18 protein-coding genes are annotated in these 16,912 nt (G+C 52.6%); 9 read left to right on the forward strand and 9 right to left on the reverse strand.

The features are described 5' to 3' along the window. From JWZ98_RS18120 to JWZ98_RS18160, 9 genes are all read right to left on the reverse strand, one after another. Positions 1 to 480 carry an AsnC family transcriptional regulator gene (locus JWZ98_RS18120; RefSeq protein ID WP_205451265.1) on the reverse strand — a complete coding sequence of 160 codons (480 nt, stop codon included), beginning with the start codon at positions 478 to 480 and terminating at the stop codon, positions 1 to 3. Beyond that, positions 480 to 923 carry an AsnC family transcriptional regulator gene (locus JWZ98_RS18125; protein WP_205451266.1) on the reverse strand — a complete coding sequence of 148 codons (444 nt, stop codon included), beginning with the start codon at positions 921 to 923 and terminating at the stop codon, positions 480 to 482. The genes JWZ98_RS18120 and JWZ98_RS18125 overlap by 1 nt, the downstream gene beginning before the upstream one ends. Before the next feature lie 2 nt (positions 924 to 925). Continuing rightward, positions 926 to 1,492 (reverse strand): AsnC family transcriptional regulator, encoded by a 567-nt coding sequence (locus JWZ98_RS18130; protein WP_205451267.1) that lies wholly within the window; start codon positions 1,490 to 1,492, stop codon positions 926 to 928. Further along, on the reverse strand, positions 1,485 to 1,940 hold the full coding sequence (locus JWZ98_RS18135) for an Lrp/AsnC family transcriptional regulator (protein ID WP_205451268.1): 456 nt from the start codon (positions 1,938 to 1,940) through the stop codon (positions 1,485 to 1,487). Before JWZ98_RS18135 ends, JWZ98_RS18130 begins: the two co-directional genes overlap by 8 nt. A 1-nt stretch (position 1,941) precedes the next feature. Further along, positions 1,942 to 3,120: a cytochrome D1 domain-containing protein gene (locus JWZ98_RS18140; RefSeq protein ID WP_275899135.1), complete on the reverse strand. Its 1,179-nt coding sequence runs from the start codon at positions 3,118 to 3,120 to the stop codon at positions 1,942 to 1,944. Between the two features lie 84 nt (positions 3,121 to 3,204). Continuing rightward, positions 3,205 to 3,483, reverse strand: a complete 279-nt coding sequence (locus tag JWZ98_RS18145; RefSeq protein ID WP_240348093.1) for a cytochrome c — start codon at positions 3,481 to 3,483, stop codon at positions 3,205 to 3,207. Positions 3,484 to 3,569: 86 nt separating this feature from the next. After that, positions 3,570 to 3,947, reverse strand: a complete 378-nt coding sequence (locus JWZ98_RS18150; protein WP_033159294.1) for a lysozyme inhibitor LprI family protein — start codon at positions 3,945 to 3,947, stop codon at positions 3,570 to 3,572. 15 nt (positions 3,948 to 3,962) lie between these two features. Beyond that, positions 3,963 to 4,274, reverse strand: coding sequence for a c-type cytochrome (locus JWZ98_RS18155; RefSeq protein WP_033159293.1), 312 nt, complete (start codon positions 4,272 to 4,274; stop codon positions 3,963 to 3,965). Continuing rightward, positions 4,271 to 5,851: a nitrite reductase gene (locus tag JWZ98_RS18160; RefSeq protein ID WP_205451270.1), complete on the reverse strand. Its 1,581-nt coding sequence runs from the start codon at positions 5,849 to 5,851 to the stop codon at positions 4,271 to 4,273. Before JWZ98_RS18160 ends, JWZ98_RS18155 begins: the two co-directional genes overlap by 4 nt. 214 nt (positions 5,852 to 6,065) lie before the next feature. Here JWZ98_RS18160 and JWZ98_RS18165 point away from each other — a divergent pair, with 214 nt between their 5' ends. The 9 genes from JWZ98_RS18165 (at position 6,066) to JWZ98_RS23450 (ending at position 16,656) form a co-directional block, all read left to right on the forward strand. Further along, on the forward strand, positions 6,066 to 6,629 hold the full coding sequence (locus JWZ98_RS18165; protein ID WP_033159308.1) for a MarR family winged helix-turn-helix transcriptional regulator: 564 nt from the start codon (positions 6,066 to 6,068) through the stop codon (positions 6,627 to 6,629). 86 nt (positions 6,630 to 6,715) lie between these two features. Continuing rightward, positions 6,716 to 7,696 carry a 4-hydroxythreonine-4-phosphate dehydrogenase PdxA gene (gene pdxA / locus JWZ98_RS18170; RefSeq protein ID WP_205451271.1) on the forward strand — a complete coding sequence of 327 codons (981 nt, stop codon included), beginning with the start codon at positions 6,716 to 6,718 and terminating at the stop codon, positions 7,694 to 7,696. 8 nt (positions 7,697 to 7,704) lie between these two features. Continuing rightward, a complete protein-coding gene (gene rsmA, locus JWZ98_RS18175; protein WP_033159291.1) occupies positions 7,705 to 8,496 on the forward strand; it encodes a 16S rRNA (adenine(1518)-N(6)/adenine(1519)-N(6))-dimethyltransferase RsmA in 792 nt (263 codons plus the stop codon). Between the two features lie 163 nt (positions 8,497 to 8,659). Next, positions 8,660 to 9,298: an adenylate kinase gene (adk, locus tag JWZ98_RS18180; protein ID WP_033159290.1), complete on the forward strand. Its 639-nt coding sequence runs from the start codon at positions 8,660 to 8,662 to the stop codon at positions 9,296 to 9,298. 96 nt (positions 9,299 to 9,394) lie between these two features. Then, positions 9,395 to 10,801 (forward strand): 3-isopropylmalate dehydratase large subunit, encoded by a 1,407-nt coding sequence (leuC, locus tag JWZ98_RS18185; RefSeq protein ID WP_033159289.1) that lies wholly within the window; start codon positions 9,395 to 9,397, stop codon positions 10,799 to 10,801. 3 nt (positions 10,802 to 10,804) lie between these two features. Continuing rightward, positions 10,805 to 11,443, forward strand: a complete 639-nt coding sequence (gene leuD / locus JWZ98_RS18190) for a 3-isopropylmalate dehydratase small subunit (protein WP_033159288.1) — start codon at positions 10,805 to 10,807, stop codon at positions 11,441 to 11,443. A 21-nt stretch (positions 11,444 to 11,464) separates the two neighbouring features. Further along, positions 11,465 to 12,544 (forward strand): 3-isopropylmalate dehydrogenase, encoded by a 1,080-nt coding sequence (gene leuB / locus JWZ98_RS18195; protein ID WP_205451272.1) that lies wholly within the window; start codon positions 11,465 to 11,467, stop codon positions 12,542 to 12,544. Positions 12,545 to 12,549: 5 nt separating this feature from the next. Continuing rightward, on the forward strand, positions 12,550 to 13,572 hold the full coding sequence (locus JWZ98_RS18200; RefSeq protein WP_033159286.1) for an aspartate-semialdehyde dehydrogenase: 1,023 nt from the start codon (positions 12,550 to 12,552) through the stop codon (positions 13,570 to 13,572). 69 nt (positions 13,573 to 13,641) lie between these two features. Further along, entirely contained in the window at positions 13,642 to 16,656 is a 3,015-nt protein-coding gene (locus JWZ98_RS23450) for a FimV/HubP family polar landmark protein (RefSeq protein ID WP_205451273.1), read from the forward strand. Positions 16,657 to 16,912 lie beyond the last annotated feature (256 nt).

Here is a 16,912-nt window from a genome sequence, read left to right on the forward strand (position 1 = left end):
TTATCCTCCGATGCGCAAACCGGTTTTTTTTAGAATTTTAGTGCTGTACAACACCTCGTGGTTGCGTGCTTGCGCACCCAATAGTTCGGCAATGATAGCCACTTGCTTGCCGGCATCCTGTTCGGTCTTGCCGTGCACCATGGCGAACAGGTTGTAGGGCCACTCCGGCAAATGCCGGGGACGTTGATAGCAATGACTGACAAACGGTAGCATGGCCACTTTTTGTCCAAGGTCGTCGACGTACCCATCTTCGACATCCCAAACTGTCATACCGTTAAAGCGGTAACCCAGTTTGTAATGATTGGGCACCGCAGCAATGCGGCGAACCACCCCGGTCTGTTGCATTTCGGCCAGATGTAACATCACGGTTTGGGCGGACAAGCCCAATTGCTCGGCAACGGCTTGGTAGGGCTCGCTGACCAAAGGCAAACCGGCCTGGGTAGCTTGGATAATTTTCCGGTCTATTTCGTCGATTGGCATCAGGCTTCCAATTGCAAGCCAACGTAGTATTCGCTGATCTTCGGCATGTTGTAGACGGTCAGGCCGGTTTGGCGTTCGATTTCCGCGATGACGGTTGCCACCTGTTCGGGTTGCTCGGTCGCCAGCACAAACCACATATTTAATAAATGATTGCGGGCATAGTTATGCGCCACTTCCGGGAAGCTGTTGACGATTTCGGTTACTTCGTCGAAGCGCGCCTCCGGTACTTTCAGGGCCGCCAAAGTCAAGGCGCCGCCCATTTGTTCGGCATGATACATAGGCCCAAAGCGCGACAAGACGCCTTCGGCCACCATGTTTTGCAATCTTGAGAGTAACTCGGCTTCCACAAGCCCCAATTCCTCGGCAACTCGTTGATAGGGTGCTGCGCAAACCGGGAAGCCTTGTTGCAGGCGGTTGATAATGGCTTTGTCTATGGCGTCCATGTTTAGGCGAAGTGCATACCAAAAGACTGCTTGTTTTTAATCTCCTCAGTCCTGCTCTCTCCGGCAATAGAGGGAACGGCCCCATTGCCATTGGGGTGAGCATACAGAGCACCACGCTGTTTAAAACAACGCCGGCTAAACAATACTTCGAATGGATATTCGCATAGATTACAGGCATGCCGCAGTTCGGCCCATTGTTCCAACACCACGTCCCGGGTCTTGCCATGAATCATGCAATACAGGTTATACGGCCAGATTTCGCCTTGGCGCGGGCGTTGATAACACAAATTCACACAAGCCTGCTGGCTGATCAAAGCGCCCACCCGAGCCACCCGGTCGTCTGGCACATCCATCACAATCATCGCATTAGCCCGGTAGCCGAGTTGGCGATGCTTGACCACCACGCCCCACCGCTTGATCAAACCTTGGGTCTTTAAGCGCGCCAAACGCTCGATCACGTCTTGTTCGGTAATCGCCAATTGCCCTGCTATCGCCGCATACGGCCTCGCTGCAATCGGCAATCCGGCTTGCACGGCGGCAATCAATTGATAGTCAATAGCGTCAATCATGCAGATTTAGCTCAAATCCCAGGTTGATGAAATAGTCGGCCAGCATTGGCAGCAACATGGCGGGATAGCCGGCTTGGGACTCGATATCCGCAATAACGGCTTTAAGATGGCTTTCGCTATCGGCAATCAACACAAACCACAGATTGAAGCGATTTTCGCGCTCATAGTTGTGATTGACTTCCGGATAAGCGCTGACCAATTCGGCGACCCTTGGCAAATCAAATTCCGGCACCGCCATCGCCACCAGCGCGCTATTACCGATGCTATTGGGCGCGATAACCGGACCGATGCGGCTGATCATCTGCTGTTCGGATAAGGTTTGAAACGCATTCAGCACCTCATCCTCGCTAACCCCAAGCTGCTCAGCGATGTCGCGGTAAGGAGTCGGGCTCAACGGAAAATCCTGTTGATAGTCGTTGAGCAAGCGTTTGTGCAAGGGTGCCAGCATGTTACCAACCTATGCGATTGGCGCGATCAGTGAAGAAAATCCCACTGGGTTTTTGCGCAGACAGACGGGCCGTCTCTTGAAAAGTTTCGGTGTCGTAAACCATCATCCGATCCTCATCGCGGACCGCCAGCCATACCGATTCGCCGCGCGGACTGAATTCCATATGCAACACGGCCTTGCCGGGTTGCAGCGTTTTAACGATGTTAAAATCTTTCAAATCGATCACTTGCACGGTCTGATTGTCCGGGAAGGCGAAATTCACCCAGACTTGCCGCCCATCCGGCCGCGAGGTAACAAACACCGGCTGCCCGGCCACCGGGATGCGTTTAACAAGCTCCCACTCGCGGGTGTCGATCACCAATACTTCGTGCAAGCCCACCGCCGGCACCAACAACCAAACTCCGGCTACGGTCCAGCCTTCCAGGTGCGGCATTTTATAAACCGGCATTTGTTCGTCATCTTTGCCGTAGTCTTGCAGGATATGCTCGACGCCTTTTTCCGGCTGCCACAAATCCAGCAAAGCCAAACCTTTTTCACCAAACAATCCAGCGCCATAGTAATGGCCATCCGGCGTCAATAAGGCGTCGTAAGGTTGTTTGCCGATGTCTTTAAATTTTTTCACGACGGGCTGACGCGGATTTTTAGCATCAATCAGCCAAATTTCGTTGCCTTCGAACAGACTGCAAACGAAGCGTTGACCCGGCGCGTCAACCAAACCGACCACTTTGGATAATTTATTGTCTTCGCCGTAAATCGCGGGGATTTCGGCCAGTTGTTCCAGCGTCACCGCGTCAAACAGCTTAACGCCGCCGGGTGTGTAATTAGAAACCGCAATCACTTTGCCGTCCTGAGAAATCGCACCGCCGATGCTGTTGCCGGCCTGGATGATGCGTTTATCGATTTTATCCTGGAGCAAATCGATCTTGGTCAAACCGCCGTCACGGCCGAATGCATAGGCGTAGCGCTGATCGCGGGAAAACACGACGGAAGCATGCGACAAATCGCCCAAGCCTTCGATGCGACTCAGCGACGCCGGTTTCGTGGTGTTGATGATCTGTATGCTGCCAGTTTCGCGTTCGATCACTACGCCAATATCGCCGGTGGCTCTGAGCTCCGCATGACCGGGTAGCGCAGACGACAACAGGAAAATCAGGAGACTCCGGGAATAAGAAAGTTTCATAGGGCGCGTGTTATTTAGCGTCGATCATTCAAGAAGTAAATCTGCCCATTAGGCGATTAGGCCTAGCTACTGCGAAAACAGCCTTCAGCGCGTTCTTAGTTGTTGAATCAGCCAAGCAGTTTCATCGATAGTCAAAAAACTCTTCCACGGCGGCATAGCCGTGCCTGCTCGACCGTTTTGAATCGCATCCGCCAACAGAGCGTCGCTTTTGCCAGCCAGCGCTTCCGGCATCAACGACGGTCCCAAGCCGCCTTTCGGCGGCAGGCCATGGCAAGAGCCGCAATCATGCTTGAGCATATTCAACAGCTCCTGCTGCCGCACCGAGGTCAGTTCATTGGCGGAAATTGCAGTGCTAATGGTCATAACGAACACTAGCAATAAATTCCTCATGTCATAAACTCTAAACAAAATACATTTGAATGACACAAAATTACCAAATTAACTTAGATTTAAATTTTGTCCCCATAAATTTGAATAAATTCGTTTAGCCGGTTTTCAGTAATTCTTGCCTTGCATCTCATCAACGAAATTGAATATGCCCCACCAATTGCTTGGTCTTCAAAATCGCACACTTTATCCCGGTAACGAATCCAAGCGCGCTGCGCCTCTACTAGCAATTCATTTTCTTTTGGAAACCTATCTTTCGGATGAGAATCGAGAATTCTCCGGTATTCGACATTAAGTTCCGCATCTAATTCGCTAATTGTCTTGTAAAGGACACAAGCTTGATACAGAGTACTACCTATATCACCTTCACAATCCGTCTCAGCTTCTGCATGAGCAACTACCGTGAGCGCCACCAACAGAGTAATTAATACGACTCTCATCCGGCAACCATCAGGCTAAGGCTTAACGCTGCCGTAATACGCGGCGATGTCGTTGATTTCCGCGTCGGTCAACGAGCCGGCAATCGCATTCATGATGTCGGATTTCCGCGTCTTGTCGCGATATTGTTTGATCGCGGTTTTCAAATACTCGGGATCTCGGCCGCCCAACGGTGGAAACGGCGCGTCGGCGCTGGGCATCCGGATACCATGACATTGCGCGCACACCGCACCGGCCTTGGCTTGACCGACATACAAACTGGTAGCCTGTGCGCTACCGGCGGCAAGCAGCCCCGCCAGTAACGACACGATAAAATGAGTCATCTTCATTTTGATTGCTCCATTTCGTCAGGTGACAAGCCACGAGTCATGTATTTAACCCGGCCGCGAGAGAAGATACCCGCTGGGCTTTCCATCGGTACGCTGGCGACTTTTTGCAAAGTATTGGAATCGTAAACCACCACTTCGTCACCGTTGTAACCGGCACTGATATACAGGAATTTACCATCGGCGCTATATTCCGGGAAGTAAGCGTGGCCGCCGACATCCAGGGTTCTGGCAACTTCCAGGGTTTTCTTGTCGATCAACTGTACGGTGCGGGCGCGCCTGTCCTTGCTGATGATGTCAACCGCGACATAAGGGGCGTTGGCATGTGCGGCCGGCGATTCGGTGCCGCCGGAAACCGGTACTTGCTTGACGACTTCCATTTTGTCCAGATCCCAAACGCTGACCACGGTTTTGTCGCAGTCGCCAAAGTTGGTGCCGAAGCCCAAAGTACGGCCATCCACTTTAACCGCAGAACCGCCACCGACATGCGGCACACAACCGGCCTCCAGTTTTTTGATGATTTCGCGTTTTTCCAGATCGATGGCGGCGACGATGCTGTCGTCGTAAGACGCGATCATCAGTTTTTTGCCGCCGTGAGTCAGGAAGGCGTCATGCAGATGCCGGCCGACATTCTCGATACGAGTGACAGGGAAACCTTCTTTATTCAAATCGATAACCCAAACCTGGCCGGCATTTTCCAATGCAATCGCAAAAATGTCCGCGTATGGAGTACCGATGATCATGCCTGAGTCGGACGAAACGTGTTTACCATCCGGATCGGTGCCTTCCAGTTCGAAGGTTTTCAATGGTTCCAGGGTATCGGCATTCAGAATCACGGCGTTATGCGGTACGAACGAACCGGCCATAATATATTTACCATCGCGCGATACCCCCATGCCCGGGCCGTTCCAGCCGGTTTTGATGCTTCGCACCGCTTGCATGGAGTACAAATCGACTTTAAAAATCTCGGCAGTATCGGTTTTTACATAAGCCCAGCGCGGGTTGGCCGGGTTGAAATCGATAATATGTGCGGCAGTACCGGTAGGTACTTCGCCGACTTTTTGATGGGTGGAGCTATTAATAAAGATGGCTTTGGAGCCTTCGCCACGACCGTATTTGCCGCGCGCCGCGACACCTATCAAGTTTTCAAATTTATCGTCGATTTGAAAAGTCGGATTGGCCGGTAATGTACTTTCGTCTTTGACATAGACTTTCAACGACTTTTTCATATCGTCTATCGTCCAAGCCGGATTGGGTTGTTTTGGCGTTTCTTGCAGATGTTTGATCACGCCGCGAATTTCGTCGTCGCTCAGTTTGCCGTAGAAAGGAGGCATCAAGGTGTCGAAGCTGCCGGCCATGACGATGGTGCGCAAGGCGGTGGGACTGCGGCCTTTCAAGGTCGCCGAGTTCAGCGCCGGCGCCAGATAACCGCCGTGATCGGAACCGTGGCAGCTGGCACAATTGTCTTGGTAGAGCTTATGAAAATCGTCGGATTTTGCCATCGCCACTCCGGATGACAACAGCATGGCGATAGAACTCGCCAGTAGGGATTTATTCAGCATTTTTATAGTATTGTTCATTTAAAATTCCTGCCACCCGCAAGTTAAAAAAAAGAGCCAACTTGGTGCATTAAACCATAAAAGATCAGGACGAACAGACACCCGATTTAGCATGGTAAAATAACAGCTTGTTGACTCCAGGCCGATGTTATAAAGTAAAGTTTCGATTCGCTATCAATTTACTCCCTAAACTATCGCCTTGTCAACCTAGTGGGTCACGATGAGAATGCAATTTATGCAACAAACTGATATTTACGAACTTATTGAGTGCATGACTACATTGATCCGCTCCGAAGAGCGGAAAAAATGTACGGAACTGGGCTTGCAGCCGGTACACTTCCAAGTGCTCAATTACCTCTCGCGCTGCAATAAATATAGCAACACCCCAGCGGCTGTCGCCAATTATCTGGGCATGACTCGCGGCACCGTTTCGCAATCGCTGATTATTCTGGAAAAGAAGGGCTATATCGGTAAAACGCCGGATGCCAACGACAAGCGCGTGGTGCATTTGCAGTTGCTGGCGGACGGCGCAGCCATACTCAAACAAGCGCGACCGTCTGATTTATTCCACGGCGCCACGGCCATCCTGCAAAGCAGCGATTCACCGCCTTCAGACGCTAATGTGTTTCAGCAAGCCCTTACCGCGCTGCAAAAAGCAAATCAGTCGCAATCGTTCGGCGTTTGCAAAACCTGCCGCAATTTCAGCGAAAAAGACGACGGCTTTTTCTGCCAGCTAACCCAGGAAAAGCTCAGCACAGCCGATAGCGAGCAAATTTGCCAGGAACACAACCCTGTTTAACTGTCCGGCCAGTGCACAGATAGACAATAAACAAGTCTTGGCTCGGTTTACGCTGCATCATTCACCGGTTCGATTTGGGAGTTAATATGTCTATACCTCGCATCGCTTTGACGCCAGGCGAACCGGCCGGCGTCGGCCCGGACTTATGCATACAACTGGCGCAGCAGGAACAGGTTTGTCAACTCGTTGCCATTGCCGATCCGGAACTATTGCAGCAAAGGGCGGAGCAGCTTGGTCTGCCACTGGCCATTCAACTTTTCGACATCGATCAAGCTGTTAACAAACAGCAAGCCGGCACCCTAACCGTGCTACCCATCAGCCTAAGCGAACCAGCCGTTTGCGGACGCCTGAATCCAAACAATAGCCCTTATGTTCTGGAAACCATCCGCCAAGCCACCTTGGGCTGCATGAGCGGTGCATTTGCCGCAATGGTGACCGGCCCGGTCCACAAAGGCGTGATCAACGACGCAAACATTCCCTTCAGCGGCCACACCGAATTTATCGCCGAACTGACCGGCGGCACCCCAGTCATGATGCTGGCGACACCCGGCCTGCGCGTCGCTTTGGCGACCACGCATCTGCCGCTGTCAGAAGTAAGCGCCGCCATCACCTCGGATGCATTGGCGACCGTTATCCGGTTACTGGACCTCGACCTGCGCCAACGCTTCAACATTACCGACCCGAAAATCTTGGTCTGCGGCCTTAACCCGCACGCGGGCGAAAGCGGCCATCTCGGCCGGGAAGAAATCGAGATTATCGAGCCGACGTTGGAGCGCCTGCGTTGCGAAGGCATTCACCTATACGGCCCGCTACCCGCCGACACCCTGTTTACGCCCAAATACATGGAAACCGCCGACGCCGTGTTAGCGATGTATCACGACCAAGGTCTACCGGTATTGAAATACAAAGGCTTCGGACAGGCCGTCAACATTACCCTCGGCCTGCCGATTATCCGCACTTCGGTCGACCACGGCACCGCGCTGGAACTGGCCGGCATCGGCAAAGCCAATCTCGGCAGTTTGCGATTTGCACTGCAGACTGCACTGGATATGATTCCCCACCTATAAAACTAAAAATGACCCACACCGCCCGCAAACGTTTCGGCCAGAATTTTCTGCACGATCACAGTATCATTTACAACATTCTAGCCAGTGCCCATCCGCAGGCTGGCCAACATTGGGTGGAAATCGGTCCCGGCCTGGGCGCACTAACGCTGCCTTTGCTGGAATCGGGCGCTAAACTCGATGTGGTCGAGCTGGACCGGGATTTAGTGAGCCGCCTGCAAAAACAGTTTGCCGACCACAGCAATTTGACCGTGCATAGTGCGGATGCCTTGAATTTCGATTTTGCCGCGCTGGCAAAAGCCGGCGAGAAACTGCGCATCATCGGCAACCTGCCCTACAACATCTCCACACCGCTGATGTTTCATCTGCTGGAATCCACCGATTGCGTGGAAGATATGCTGTTCATGCTGCAAAAAGAAGTGGTGGACCGCATTTGCGCCGAGCCCGGCAGCAAGACATACGGCCGGTTGAGCGTGATGATGCAGTATTACTGTGAAACCGAATTGCTGTTCGACGTGCCACCGGAAAGTTTCGATCCGATTCCGCAAGTGATGTCGGCCATCGTCCGCCTGACCCCACACAGCCAACCGCCGGTCGACATTCCAGACCTAAAAAGCTTTAGCCAATTGGTGACCCAGGCTTTTTCGCAGCGCCGAAAAACCATCCGCAATTCGCTGAAAAACTTCATCTCCGAGCAGCAGATTATCGAGCTTGGCATCGACGCCAATTTACGTGCGGAGTCGATTAGCCTGGCCGAGTTCGCCCTGCTCAGCACTCACAGCCAAGCAAGCACCGCCAGTTAAGCTCGCAACTCCTCGCGCCGCCAGTTCAACAAGATTTGACGGCATTTACAGGACAAGTGCGATAAAATGCAGGATTTTTCCGCCAGGCTCACGAACTGATGCGCTTGAGCCGGCTCTCTTTATATAAGGCAACCAACCTGATTCATACACTGGAGTGATTGATATGCGCATTATCCTGTTAGGCAGCCCCGGCTCGGGCAAAGGCACCCAAGCCCAGTTCATCACGGAGAAGTTCGCGATTCCGCAAATTTCCACCGGCGACATGCTGCGCGCCGCCGTCCGCGAAGGCACCCCGCTGGGTATTGAAGCCAAAAAAATCATGGATGCAGGCGGCCTGGTTTCCGATGACATCATCTTGGGTTTGATTAAAGACCGCATCACTCAGGACGATTGCAAAAATGGCTTTTTGCTCGATGGATTTCCGCGCACGATTGCACAAGCGGAAGGTCTGGCAAAAATGGGCGTAGAACTGGATTACGTCGTGGAAATTGCCGTCGATGACGAAGAGATCATCAAACGCATGAGCGGCAGGCGCGTGCATATGGCCTCGGGCCGTACCTATCACGTGGTGTTCAATCCACCGAAACAGGAGGGCTTGGACGATGTTACAAACGAGCCTTTGATCCAACGCGACGACGATAAAGAAGAAACCGTTCGCAAGCGCTTAAGCGTGTATCACGAGCAAACCAAACCGCTGGTCGGCTTTTATTCCGCCCCCGATCAAAGCGCCAAATTCGCGTCGATTGCTGGTGTCGGTTCGGTGAGCGAAATCACCGACAAAGTGTTAGCGGTGTTGGCATAAAAACTTCGTAGGGTACGCAACACGTACCTTTTAGCTTTCGGTACGCGATACCCCAAAGGGCATCAATGCGTACACCACCTAAAAAGAGAAATCCAAATGGCAGGTAAAACCTTATACGACAAACTCTGGGACGACCACGTCGTCCATACCGAAGACGACGGCTCGTGCCTGATCTATATCGACCGGCAGTTGCTGCACGAAGTGACTTCACCGCAAGCTTTCGACGGCATGCGCATGTCCGGCCGCCAACCGTGGCGGGTCGCCCGCAATCTGGCCGTCGCCGACCATAACGTGCCGACCTCCGGCCGCGCGCAAGGCATCGCCGACCCGGTTTCCCGTCTGCAAGTACAAACCCTGGAAAACAACTGCGCCGAGTTCGGCATCACCGAATTCGATATGGCCGACATCCGCCAAGGCATCGTCCACGTGGTCGGCCCGGAACAAGGCGCCACCCTGCCCGGCATGACCGTGGTCTGCGGCGACTCGCACACGTCAACCCACGGTGCCTCTGCCGCACTGGCCTTCGGTATCGGCACCTCGGAAGTGGAACACGCCCTGGCCACCCAAACGCTGGTGCAGAAAAAAGCTAAAAACATGCTGATTAAAGTCAACGGCAAAACCGGTCCGGGCGTCACCGCCAAAGACATCGTGTTGGCGATCATCGGCCAGATCGGTACTGCCGGCGGCACCGGTTACACCATCGAATTCGGTGGTGACGCGATTCGCGCGCTGAGCATGGAAGGCCGCATGACGGTCTGCAATATGGCTATCGAAGCCGGTGCCCGTGCCGGTTTGATTGGTTGCGACGAGAAAACCATCGAGTTTTACCAAGGCCGGCCTTATTCGCCCAAAGGCGAGGACTGGAATATGGCGGTCCGTTACTGGGAAAAACTGCATTCCGACGCCGACGCCAAATTCGACAAAGTCATCGAATTCGACGCGGCCGCGATCAAACCGCAAGTCAGCTGGGGCACGTCGCCGGAAATGGTATTACCGGTGGATGCATCCATCCCCGATCCTGTTCAGGAAGCCGATCCGGTCAAGAAGCAAAGCATCGAACGCGCCCTGCAATACATGGGCTTAACAGCCGGCCAAAAAATCACCGACATCAAGCTGGATAAGGTGTTTATCGGTTCCTGCACCAACTCGCGCATCGAAGATTTGCGCGCCGCGGCTGCGGCGATCAAAGGCCGCAAAAAAGCTGCGTCGGTCAAACAAGTGTTGGTAGTGCCCGGCTCGGGTTTGATCAAACAACAAGCCGAAGCGGAAGGCCTGGACAAAATCTTCACCGCCGCCGACTTTGAGTGGCGCGAACCGGGTTGCTCGATGTGCCTGGCGATGAACGCCGACCGTCTGGATGCCGGCGAACATTGCGCTTCGACCTCGAATCGTAACTTTGAAGGCCGTCAGGGCTACGGCGGCCGTACTCACTTGGTGAGTCCCGCCATGGCTGCCGCTGCTGCGATTGCCGGCCACTTTGTCAACGTCGCCGAGGAGGCTTAAATCATGCAGGCTTTTACCACTTTAACCGCCCTGGTGGTGCCGATGGACCGCGCCAATATCGACACCGACGCGATCATCCCCAAACAGTTTTTGAAATCGATCCGCCGCGCCGGCTTCGGTCCATATTTGTTCGACGAATGGCGTTATTTGGATCATGGCGAACCGGAAATGGATTGCACCAACCGTCCGTTGAACAAGGATTTTGTTTTGAACCAACCGCAATACAAAGGGGCGCAGATTCTGCTGACCCGGGAAAACTTCGGTTGCGGTTCATCGCGCGAACACGCACCGTGGGCACTGGAAGACTATGGGTTCCGGGTGATCATCGCCCCAAGCTTTGCCGACATTTTCTTCAACAACTGTTTTAAAAACGGCATTCTGCCGATTGTGTTGCCGGCGGAAACCGTGGACCTGTTGTTCAAGGAAGTTGTCGACGGTTACCAATTGACGGTCGATCTGCAAAGCCAAACCATTACCACGCCGAGCGGACAAAACATTGCCTTTACTGTCGATGAAAACCGCCGCTACCGCTTGCTGAACGGCCTGGACGACATCGCACTTACCCTGCAACATGCCGACAAAATCAAGAGTTACGAAGCCGAGCGCGCCAATCGCGCACCGTGGTTGTTCAAAGACGCATAAGCGCCACTGAAAGGTAAAAAAATGCCCAAAAAAATAGCAGTCCTGGCCGGCGACGGCATCGGACCGGAAATTGTCGCCGAAGCGATCAAGGTCTTGAGCTTTCTAAATACCGACATGAATCTGGGGTTGGTTTTCGAGAACGCCTTGATTGGTGGCGCGGCGTATGACGCTTTCGGCACTCCCCTGCCGCAAACCACGCTGAATCTGTGCAAAAACGCTGATGCGGTGCTGCTGGGTGCGGTCGGCGGCCCTAAGTGGGAGCCGCTGGCCCATGCGGTACGTCCGGAACGCGGCTTATTGGGCATTCGCTCCGAGTTGAATCTGTTCTCTAACCTGCGTCCGGCGATTTTGTATCCGCAATTGGTCGACGCATCGACCTTGAAACCGGAAGTGGTGTCGGGCCTGGACCTCATGATCGTCCGCGAATTGACCGGCGGCATTTATTTCGGCCAGCCGCGCGGTGTGCATGTCGCCGAAAACGGCGAGAAAGTCGGCATCAATACCAAGATTTACAGCGAATCGGAAATCCGCCGCATCGCCCATTCCGCATTCAAGATTGCGCAAAAACGTCACAAAAAACTGTGCTCGGTCGATAAAGCCAATGTGCTGGAAGTGACCGAACTATGGCGTAGCGTGATGACCGAAGTGGGTAAGGAGTATCCGGACGTACAGTTGAGCCATATGTATGTCGATAACGCCGCGATGCAACTGGTACGGGCACCGAAGCAGTTCGATGTGATTGTGACCAGCAATATGTTCGGCGACATTTTGTCCGACATCGCCGCAATGTTGACCGGCTCCATCGGCATGCTGCCGTCGGCTTCCCTGGATGCCAATGCCAAGGGCATGTATGAACCGATTCACGGTTCCGCGCCGGACATTGCCGGCCAAGGTATCGCCAATCCATTGGCGACCATTTTGTCGGTGGCGATGATGCTGCGTTATACATTTAACCAGCCGGAAGCCGCCGAGCGTATCGAACGCGCAGTGAACAGCGCATTGGATAGTAAAGTCAGAACCGCTGATATTTATTCGGAAGGCATGGCCAAAGTCAGCACTTCCGGCATGGGCGATGCTGTTCTTAACGCCTTAAAAGGATAAGCAATATGTCTAAAACTTATGATGTAGCAGTCGTCGGCGCCACTGGCGCGGTCGGCGAAACCATGATTTCCATTTTGGAAGAACGCAATTTTCCGGTGGGCAAAGTCTATGCATTAGCCAGCGAGCGCTCGGCCGGCAAACGTATCCCGTTTAAAGACGGGTCGCTGGTGGTGGAAGATTTGGCGACCTTCGATTTCTCGAAAGTGCAGATCGGCTTATTTTCTCCCGGCGCGTCAGTGTCTGCGGAGTATGCGCCCAAAGCCGCCGCGGCCGGCTGTGTGGTGATCGACAACACCTCGCAATTTCGCTACGACGACGACATTCCGTTGGTGGTGCCGGAAGTCAATCCGGAAAAAGTTGCCGACTACAAAAATCGCGGCATTATCGCCAACCCCAATTGCTCGACCATCCAGATGTTGGTGGCCTTGAAACCGATCTACGATGCGGCAGGTATCAGCCGTATCAACGTTGCCACCTATCAAGCAGTGTCCGGCACCGGCAAGGAAGCGATTGAAGAATTGGCCACGCAAACCGCGAATTTGTTGAATGCCAAGCCGGTCGAGCCTAGCGTGTATCCAAAGCAAATTGCTTTCAACGTGTTGCCGCAAATCGATGTCTTCATGGACAACGGCTACACCAAGGAAGAGATGAAAATGGTCTGGGAAACTCGAAAAATCCTCGGTGATGCCGATATTCTGGTCAACCCCACAGCGGTGCGGGTGCCGGTGTTTTTTGGACATTCGGAAGCCGTGCATATTGAGACTAAAACCAAGATTTCCGCTGAGCAGGTTCGCGAGCTGTTGGCGTCTGCTCCTGGGGTAACGTTGTTGGACGAACGTGAGAACGGCGGTTATCCAACGGCGGTGACGGAATCATCCGGCAACGACGATGTATTTGTCGGCAGAATCCGCGAGGATATTTCCCATCCGACTGGCATAGATCTATGGGTAGTGAGTGATAACGTCAGAAAAGGTGCTGCGCTTAACAGTGTGCAAATAGCCGAAGTGCTGGTAAAAAGCTACATCTAGTCTACGCTTAGCTCTGTGTTTTATAGTGGGTCAGTAAGTACCGAGGTATTACAAGTGAAGGAAAGCAATGTGAGCAATTTAACTAAAGCCTTAGCGGTTGTATCGTTACTGGCACCAGTCAGTGCCCAACCCTTAGGTATCGGCGAAATTGAATTACATTCTGCCCTAAACCAAAAACTCAATGCCGAAATCAGACTCAGCGTCGCACCGGGCGAAAATCCGGCCGATGTCTCGGTAAAATTGGCCCCGCCGGAAAAATTTGACCAAGCCGGCGTAGTTTGGAATTATTTTCTGTCCAAGATCAAGTTGGAGCCGGTTGTGCAAGCAAACGGCTCCATCATCGTAAAAGTCTCCTCAAGGGAAGCGTTGACGGAGCCGTTTCTGGATTTCCTGTTGGAAGTCACTTGGCCGCAAGGCAGCATGATGCGCGAGTTCACATTGCTCATCGACCCACCGGCCGCTTATAACCAACCGGTCACGCCTGTCGTGGAAACCAGCGGTTACAGTGCCGAACCCATTGAGCCACTAGAGCGCCCGATCAAGAGAACTAGAACCGCACCAAAGCGAGCAGTGCGAGCCGCCCCTGCCGACAACATTACGCCAGAAACACCCACCAACGGCGAATTCGGCCCTATCCAAAAATCGGATACTTTATGGAGTATCGCCGCCCAAGTGGGCCAGGAAAAGAACATTCCGACCCAGAAAATGTTGACCGCTTTGTACAGAGCCAATCCGGACGCATTTAACAACGGCAATATCAATTCGCTGAAAGAAGGCGCCACCTTAAAGATTCCTGAGCCGGACGCAATTATGAATCCGGCACAAAGACAAGCGCAAAATGAGCGAAAAGCCGCCAATAAGCAGGTCAAACCCGAGACCGCACAAGCAGAAACCACCAAGAAAGCGCTTGAATTGGTAGCCCCTACCGAAGCGAAGGCCGCCGGCACGGGTTCAACAAAAACCGAACAAAATTCGGCTGCGACAGCTAATCCTGCTTTAAATAGTGCTGCCGATCAAGCCAGCGAAGGGAAAGACCTGGAGTTACAAGCTCGCATCGAAAAGCTCGAGCAACAACTAGGCATGATGCAGCAATTGCTGGCCTTAAAAGATCAGCAACTAGCCACTTTACAAAACAATAAACCAGCAACGGCCGAGCCTAGCCCTCAGCCCGCGCAACCGGCGCCTCAGCCGCCCGTTGCCAGCCCCGAGGTCCCAGCTCCGGCGGTAACGCCGACTCCGACTCCGCAACCATCGGCTTCCGAACCTGCCGTCGTGACCGCACCGGCCCCCAAACCCGTTGTTCCCCCCGCACCCAAGGTTACTCCGCCGCCACCTCCACCGGTTGTTGCAGAAGACGAAGGCTTATTTAGCTCGGATGCTTACTACTGGGTTGCCGGCACCTTAGGTACTGGTATTTTGGGCTTGCTGGGCTGGTTGTTATGGCGCAAACGTAAAATCGACGAACGCACCAACACCGAAAGCATGTTCGCATCGGCCAGTCAAATTCGGCTGCCCGATTCTGAGAGCAGCCTTTCCGTACCGATTATGGACATTAGCAGTACCGATGAATACGACGTCGGTACTGTAGGCGAAAGTTCGTTTATCAGCGACTTTACTCCTAGCGATTTCGATGCCTTCGACACCGATCAAAATGAAGTTGATCCGATCTCGGAAGCCGACGTGTACTTGGCGTATGGCCGCTATCAACAAGCGGAAGAACTGATCCGCCATGCAATAAGCGAACAGCCTAATCGCGACGAATGCAAACTGAAATTACTGGAAATCTATTACGCCAGTGAAAACAAAGACGGCTTTGCCGGTTATGCGCAAGAACTGGCCGACGCCGGCAAACAAGCCGATAAGCCATTCTGGAAAAAAGTCACGGATATGGCTAAAGAAATCGTCCCAGATTTAGCCTTGTTTGGCGGCAGTTTTGCCGCTACCACAGCGCCCATCAGCAAAGGCGATACTACTGTTAGCGCAGCGAGTTCCACCGCGGCCGATACGGAAATTATCGATTTGGATAAAGGCTTTGCGCAGCTCGACGACGATTTGTCGGATCTGAATATCGATAAAGATTTGGCGCTCGAAGACAACGGACTGGATTTTGATTTGGGAAGTTTCGGCGGCAGCGCCAGGTCACCGCTTGAAAACAAGCAAGCCGATGCAAATATCGAAAGTATTGATTTCGATCAGCCACCGGTTTCTAAATCCGCGGCGAAGACTATCGAAACCACGGAAAGTAGTGCAGTTTCCAGCAACGATGACATAGAATCGTTCGACTTCGACTTTGCGCTAGATTCTGACTCGGAAAAAACTGAAGCGGATTCGGCTGCCTTGGCGCTAGAATCTTTGGATTTTGCCAGTTTTGCCGAAATTGCTGCGGATACTGAATCCGAAACGACTGACAACAAAGAGGAGATGAAAACAAAATCTCCTAACTCGATGGATGCTTTGGAGAGTTTCGATTTTAACTTCGATGTCGACAATGCAACTCCGGAAGCAACTGCGGATAAATCTAACGAGGATGCCGCAAAAGCCGAGATATCAACAGATATAGAATCATTCGACTTTAGTGATTTCGATGGCATAAAAAAGACTGCTTCAGACCTTACGGACGGCAGCAAAGAAGCGTTAGCGGATGCAGACAGTTTCGATTTCGACTTCGACAGCATCACCTCCAAAGCACAAACTGACGATAGCCTAAGCATCGAACCTGAACTGAATTTAGAATCGCAGTTGAAACTGGAAACATTCGATTTTTCCGATTTTGACAATATCACCCCGAAATCAGCCCAATCTTCAGACCAGGTTTTGGAAACATCTGGGCAACCGAGCGGCGAGTTCGATTTTAACTTCGACTTTGACACGCCAATCATCAGCACCACAGACACCGACGAGTTTGAGTTGGGGGTTTCCGATTTGACCGATATGGACGAATTCGAAACCAAAATCGATTTGGCGAAAGCCTATATCGATATGGGCGACACCGAGGCGGCAAAATTGATAGCCGAGGATGTCTTGTCCAAAGGCTCAAAACAACAACAACAAGCCGCACAGGCTTTACTTGACGAACTTAAATAAGCATCGATTGCAGCAGCCGATTTGTCTAAATTGTTAGATCCCGCTTTTTGGAAAAATCGGTAGCTGCTCAGTTATTTCATAGGCCGTTTAGCAAAAGCGTTTTATTCCCAAACTATCGCCGGCCTAATCAGAACTCGGCAACATCATTCACCCAACCAAGCTGCTACAGCCGGGCATTTTCAGCACAATGCCAGTTTCCACAATAGTTTGCACTAGCGCGTAGCCTGCATTTGCAGACCAGCCGAGAGCAGCTTCC

The sequence above is a fragment of the Methylomonas sp. EFPC1 genome, from assembly GCF_016925515.1.
Taxonomy (GTDB): domain Bacteria; phylum Pseudomonadota; class Gammaproteobacteria; order Methylococcales; family Methylomonadaceae; genus Methylomonas; species Methylomonas defluvii.

What these genes read in the sequence shown, in the direction of transcription:
- JWZ98_RS18120 (WP_205451265.1), bottom strand. Translation starts at nt 480, where the DNA reads ATGCCAATCGACGAAATAGACCGGAAAATTATCCAAGCTACCCAGGCC.
- JWZ98_RS18125 (WP_205451266.1), bottom strand. Translation starts at nt 923, where the DNA reads ATGGACGCCATAGACAAAGCCATTATCAACCGCCTGCAACAAGGCTTC.
- JWZ98_RS18130 (WP_205451267.1), bottom strand. Translation starts at nt 1,492, where the DNA reads ATGATTGACGCTATTGACTATCAATTGATTGCCGCCGTGCAAGCCGGA.
- JWZ98_RS18135 (WP_205451268.1), bottom strand. Translation starts at nt 1,940, where the DNA reads ATGCTGGCACCCTTGCACAAACGCTTGCTCAACGACTATCAACAGGAT.
- JWZ98_RS18140 (WP_275899135.1), bottom strand. Translation starts at nt 3,120, where the DNA reads ATGAAACTTTCTTATTCCCGGAGTCTCCTGATTTTCCTGTTGTCGTCT.
- JWZ98_RS18145 (WP_240348093.1), bottom strand. Translation starts at nt 3,483, where the DNA reads ATGACCATTAGCACTGCAATTTCCGCCAATGAACTGACCTCGGTGCGG.
- JWZ98_RS18150 (WP_033159294.1), bottom strand. Translation starts at nt 3,947, where the DNA reads ATGAGAGTCGTATTAATTACTCTGTTGGTGGCGCTCACGGTAGTTGCT.
- JWZ98_RS18155 (WP_033159293.1), bottom strand. Translation starts at nt 4,274, where the DNA reads ATGAAGATGACTCATTTTATCGTGTCGTTACTGGCGGGGCTGCTTGCC.
- JWZ98_RS18160 (WP_205451270.1), bottom strand. Translation starts at nt 5,851, where the DNA reads ATGAACAATACTATAAAAATGCTGAATAAATCCCTACTGGCGAGTTCT.
- JWZ98_RS18165 (WP_033159308.1), top strand. Translation starts at nt 6,066, where the DNA reads ATGCAACAAACTGATATTTACGAACTTATTGAGTGCATGACTACATTG.
- pdxA (WP_205451271.1), top strand. Translation starts at nt 6,716, where the DNA reads ATGTCTATACCTCGCATCGCTTTGACGCCAGGCGAACCGGCCGGCGTC.
- rsmA (WP_033159291.1), top strand. Translation starts at nt 7,705, where the DNA reads ATGACCCACACCGCCCGCAAACGTTTCGGCCAGAATTTTCTGCACGAT.
- adk (WP_033159290.1), top strand. Translation starts at nt 8,660, where the DNA reads ATGCGCATTATCCTGTTAGGCAGCCCCGGCTCGGGCAAAGGCACCCAA.
- leuC (WP_033159289.1), top strand. Translation starts at nt 9,395, where the DNA reads ATGGCAGGTAAAACCTTATACGACAAACTCTGGGACGACCACGTCGTC.
- leuD (WP_033159288.1), top strand. Translation starts at nt 10,805, where the DNA reads ATGCAGGCTTTTACCACTTTAACCGCCCTGGTGGTGCCGATGGACCGC.
- leuB (WP_205451272.1), top strand. Translation starts at nt 11,465, where the DNA reads ATGCCCAAAAAAATAGCAGTCCTGGCCGGCGACGGCATCGGACCGGAA.
- JWZ98_RS18200 (WP_033159286.1), top strand. Translation starts at nt 12,550, where the DNA reads ATGTCTAAAACTTATGATGTAGCAGTCGTCGGCGCCACTGGCGCGGTC.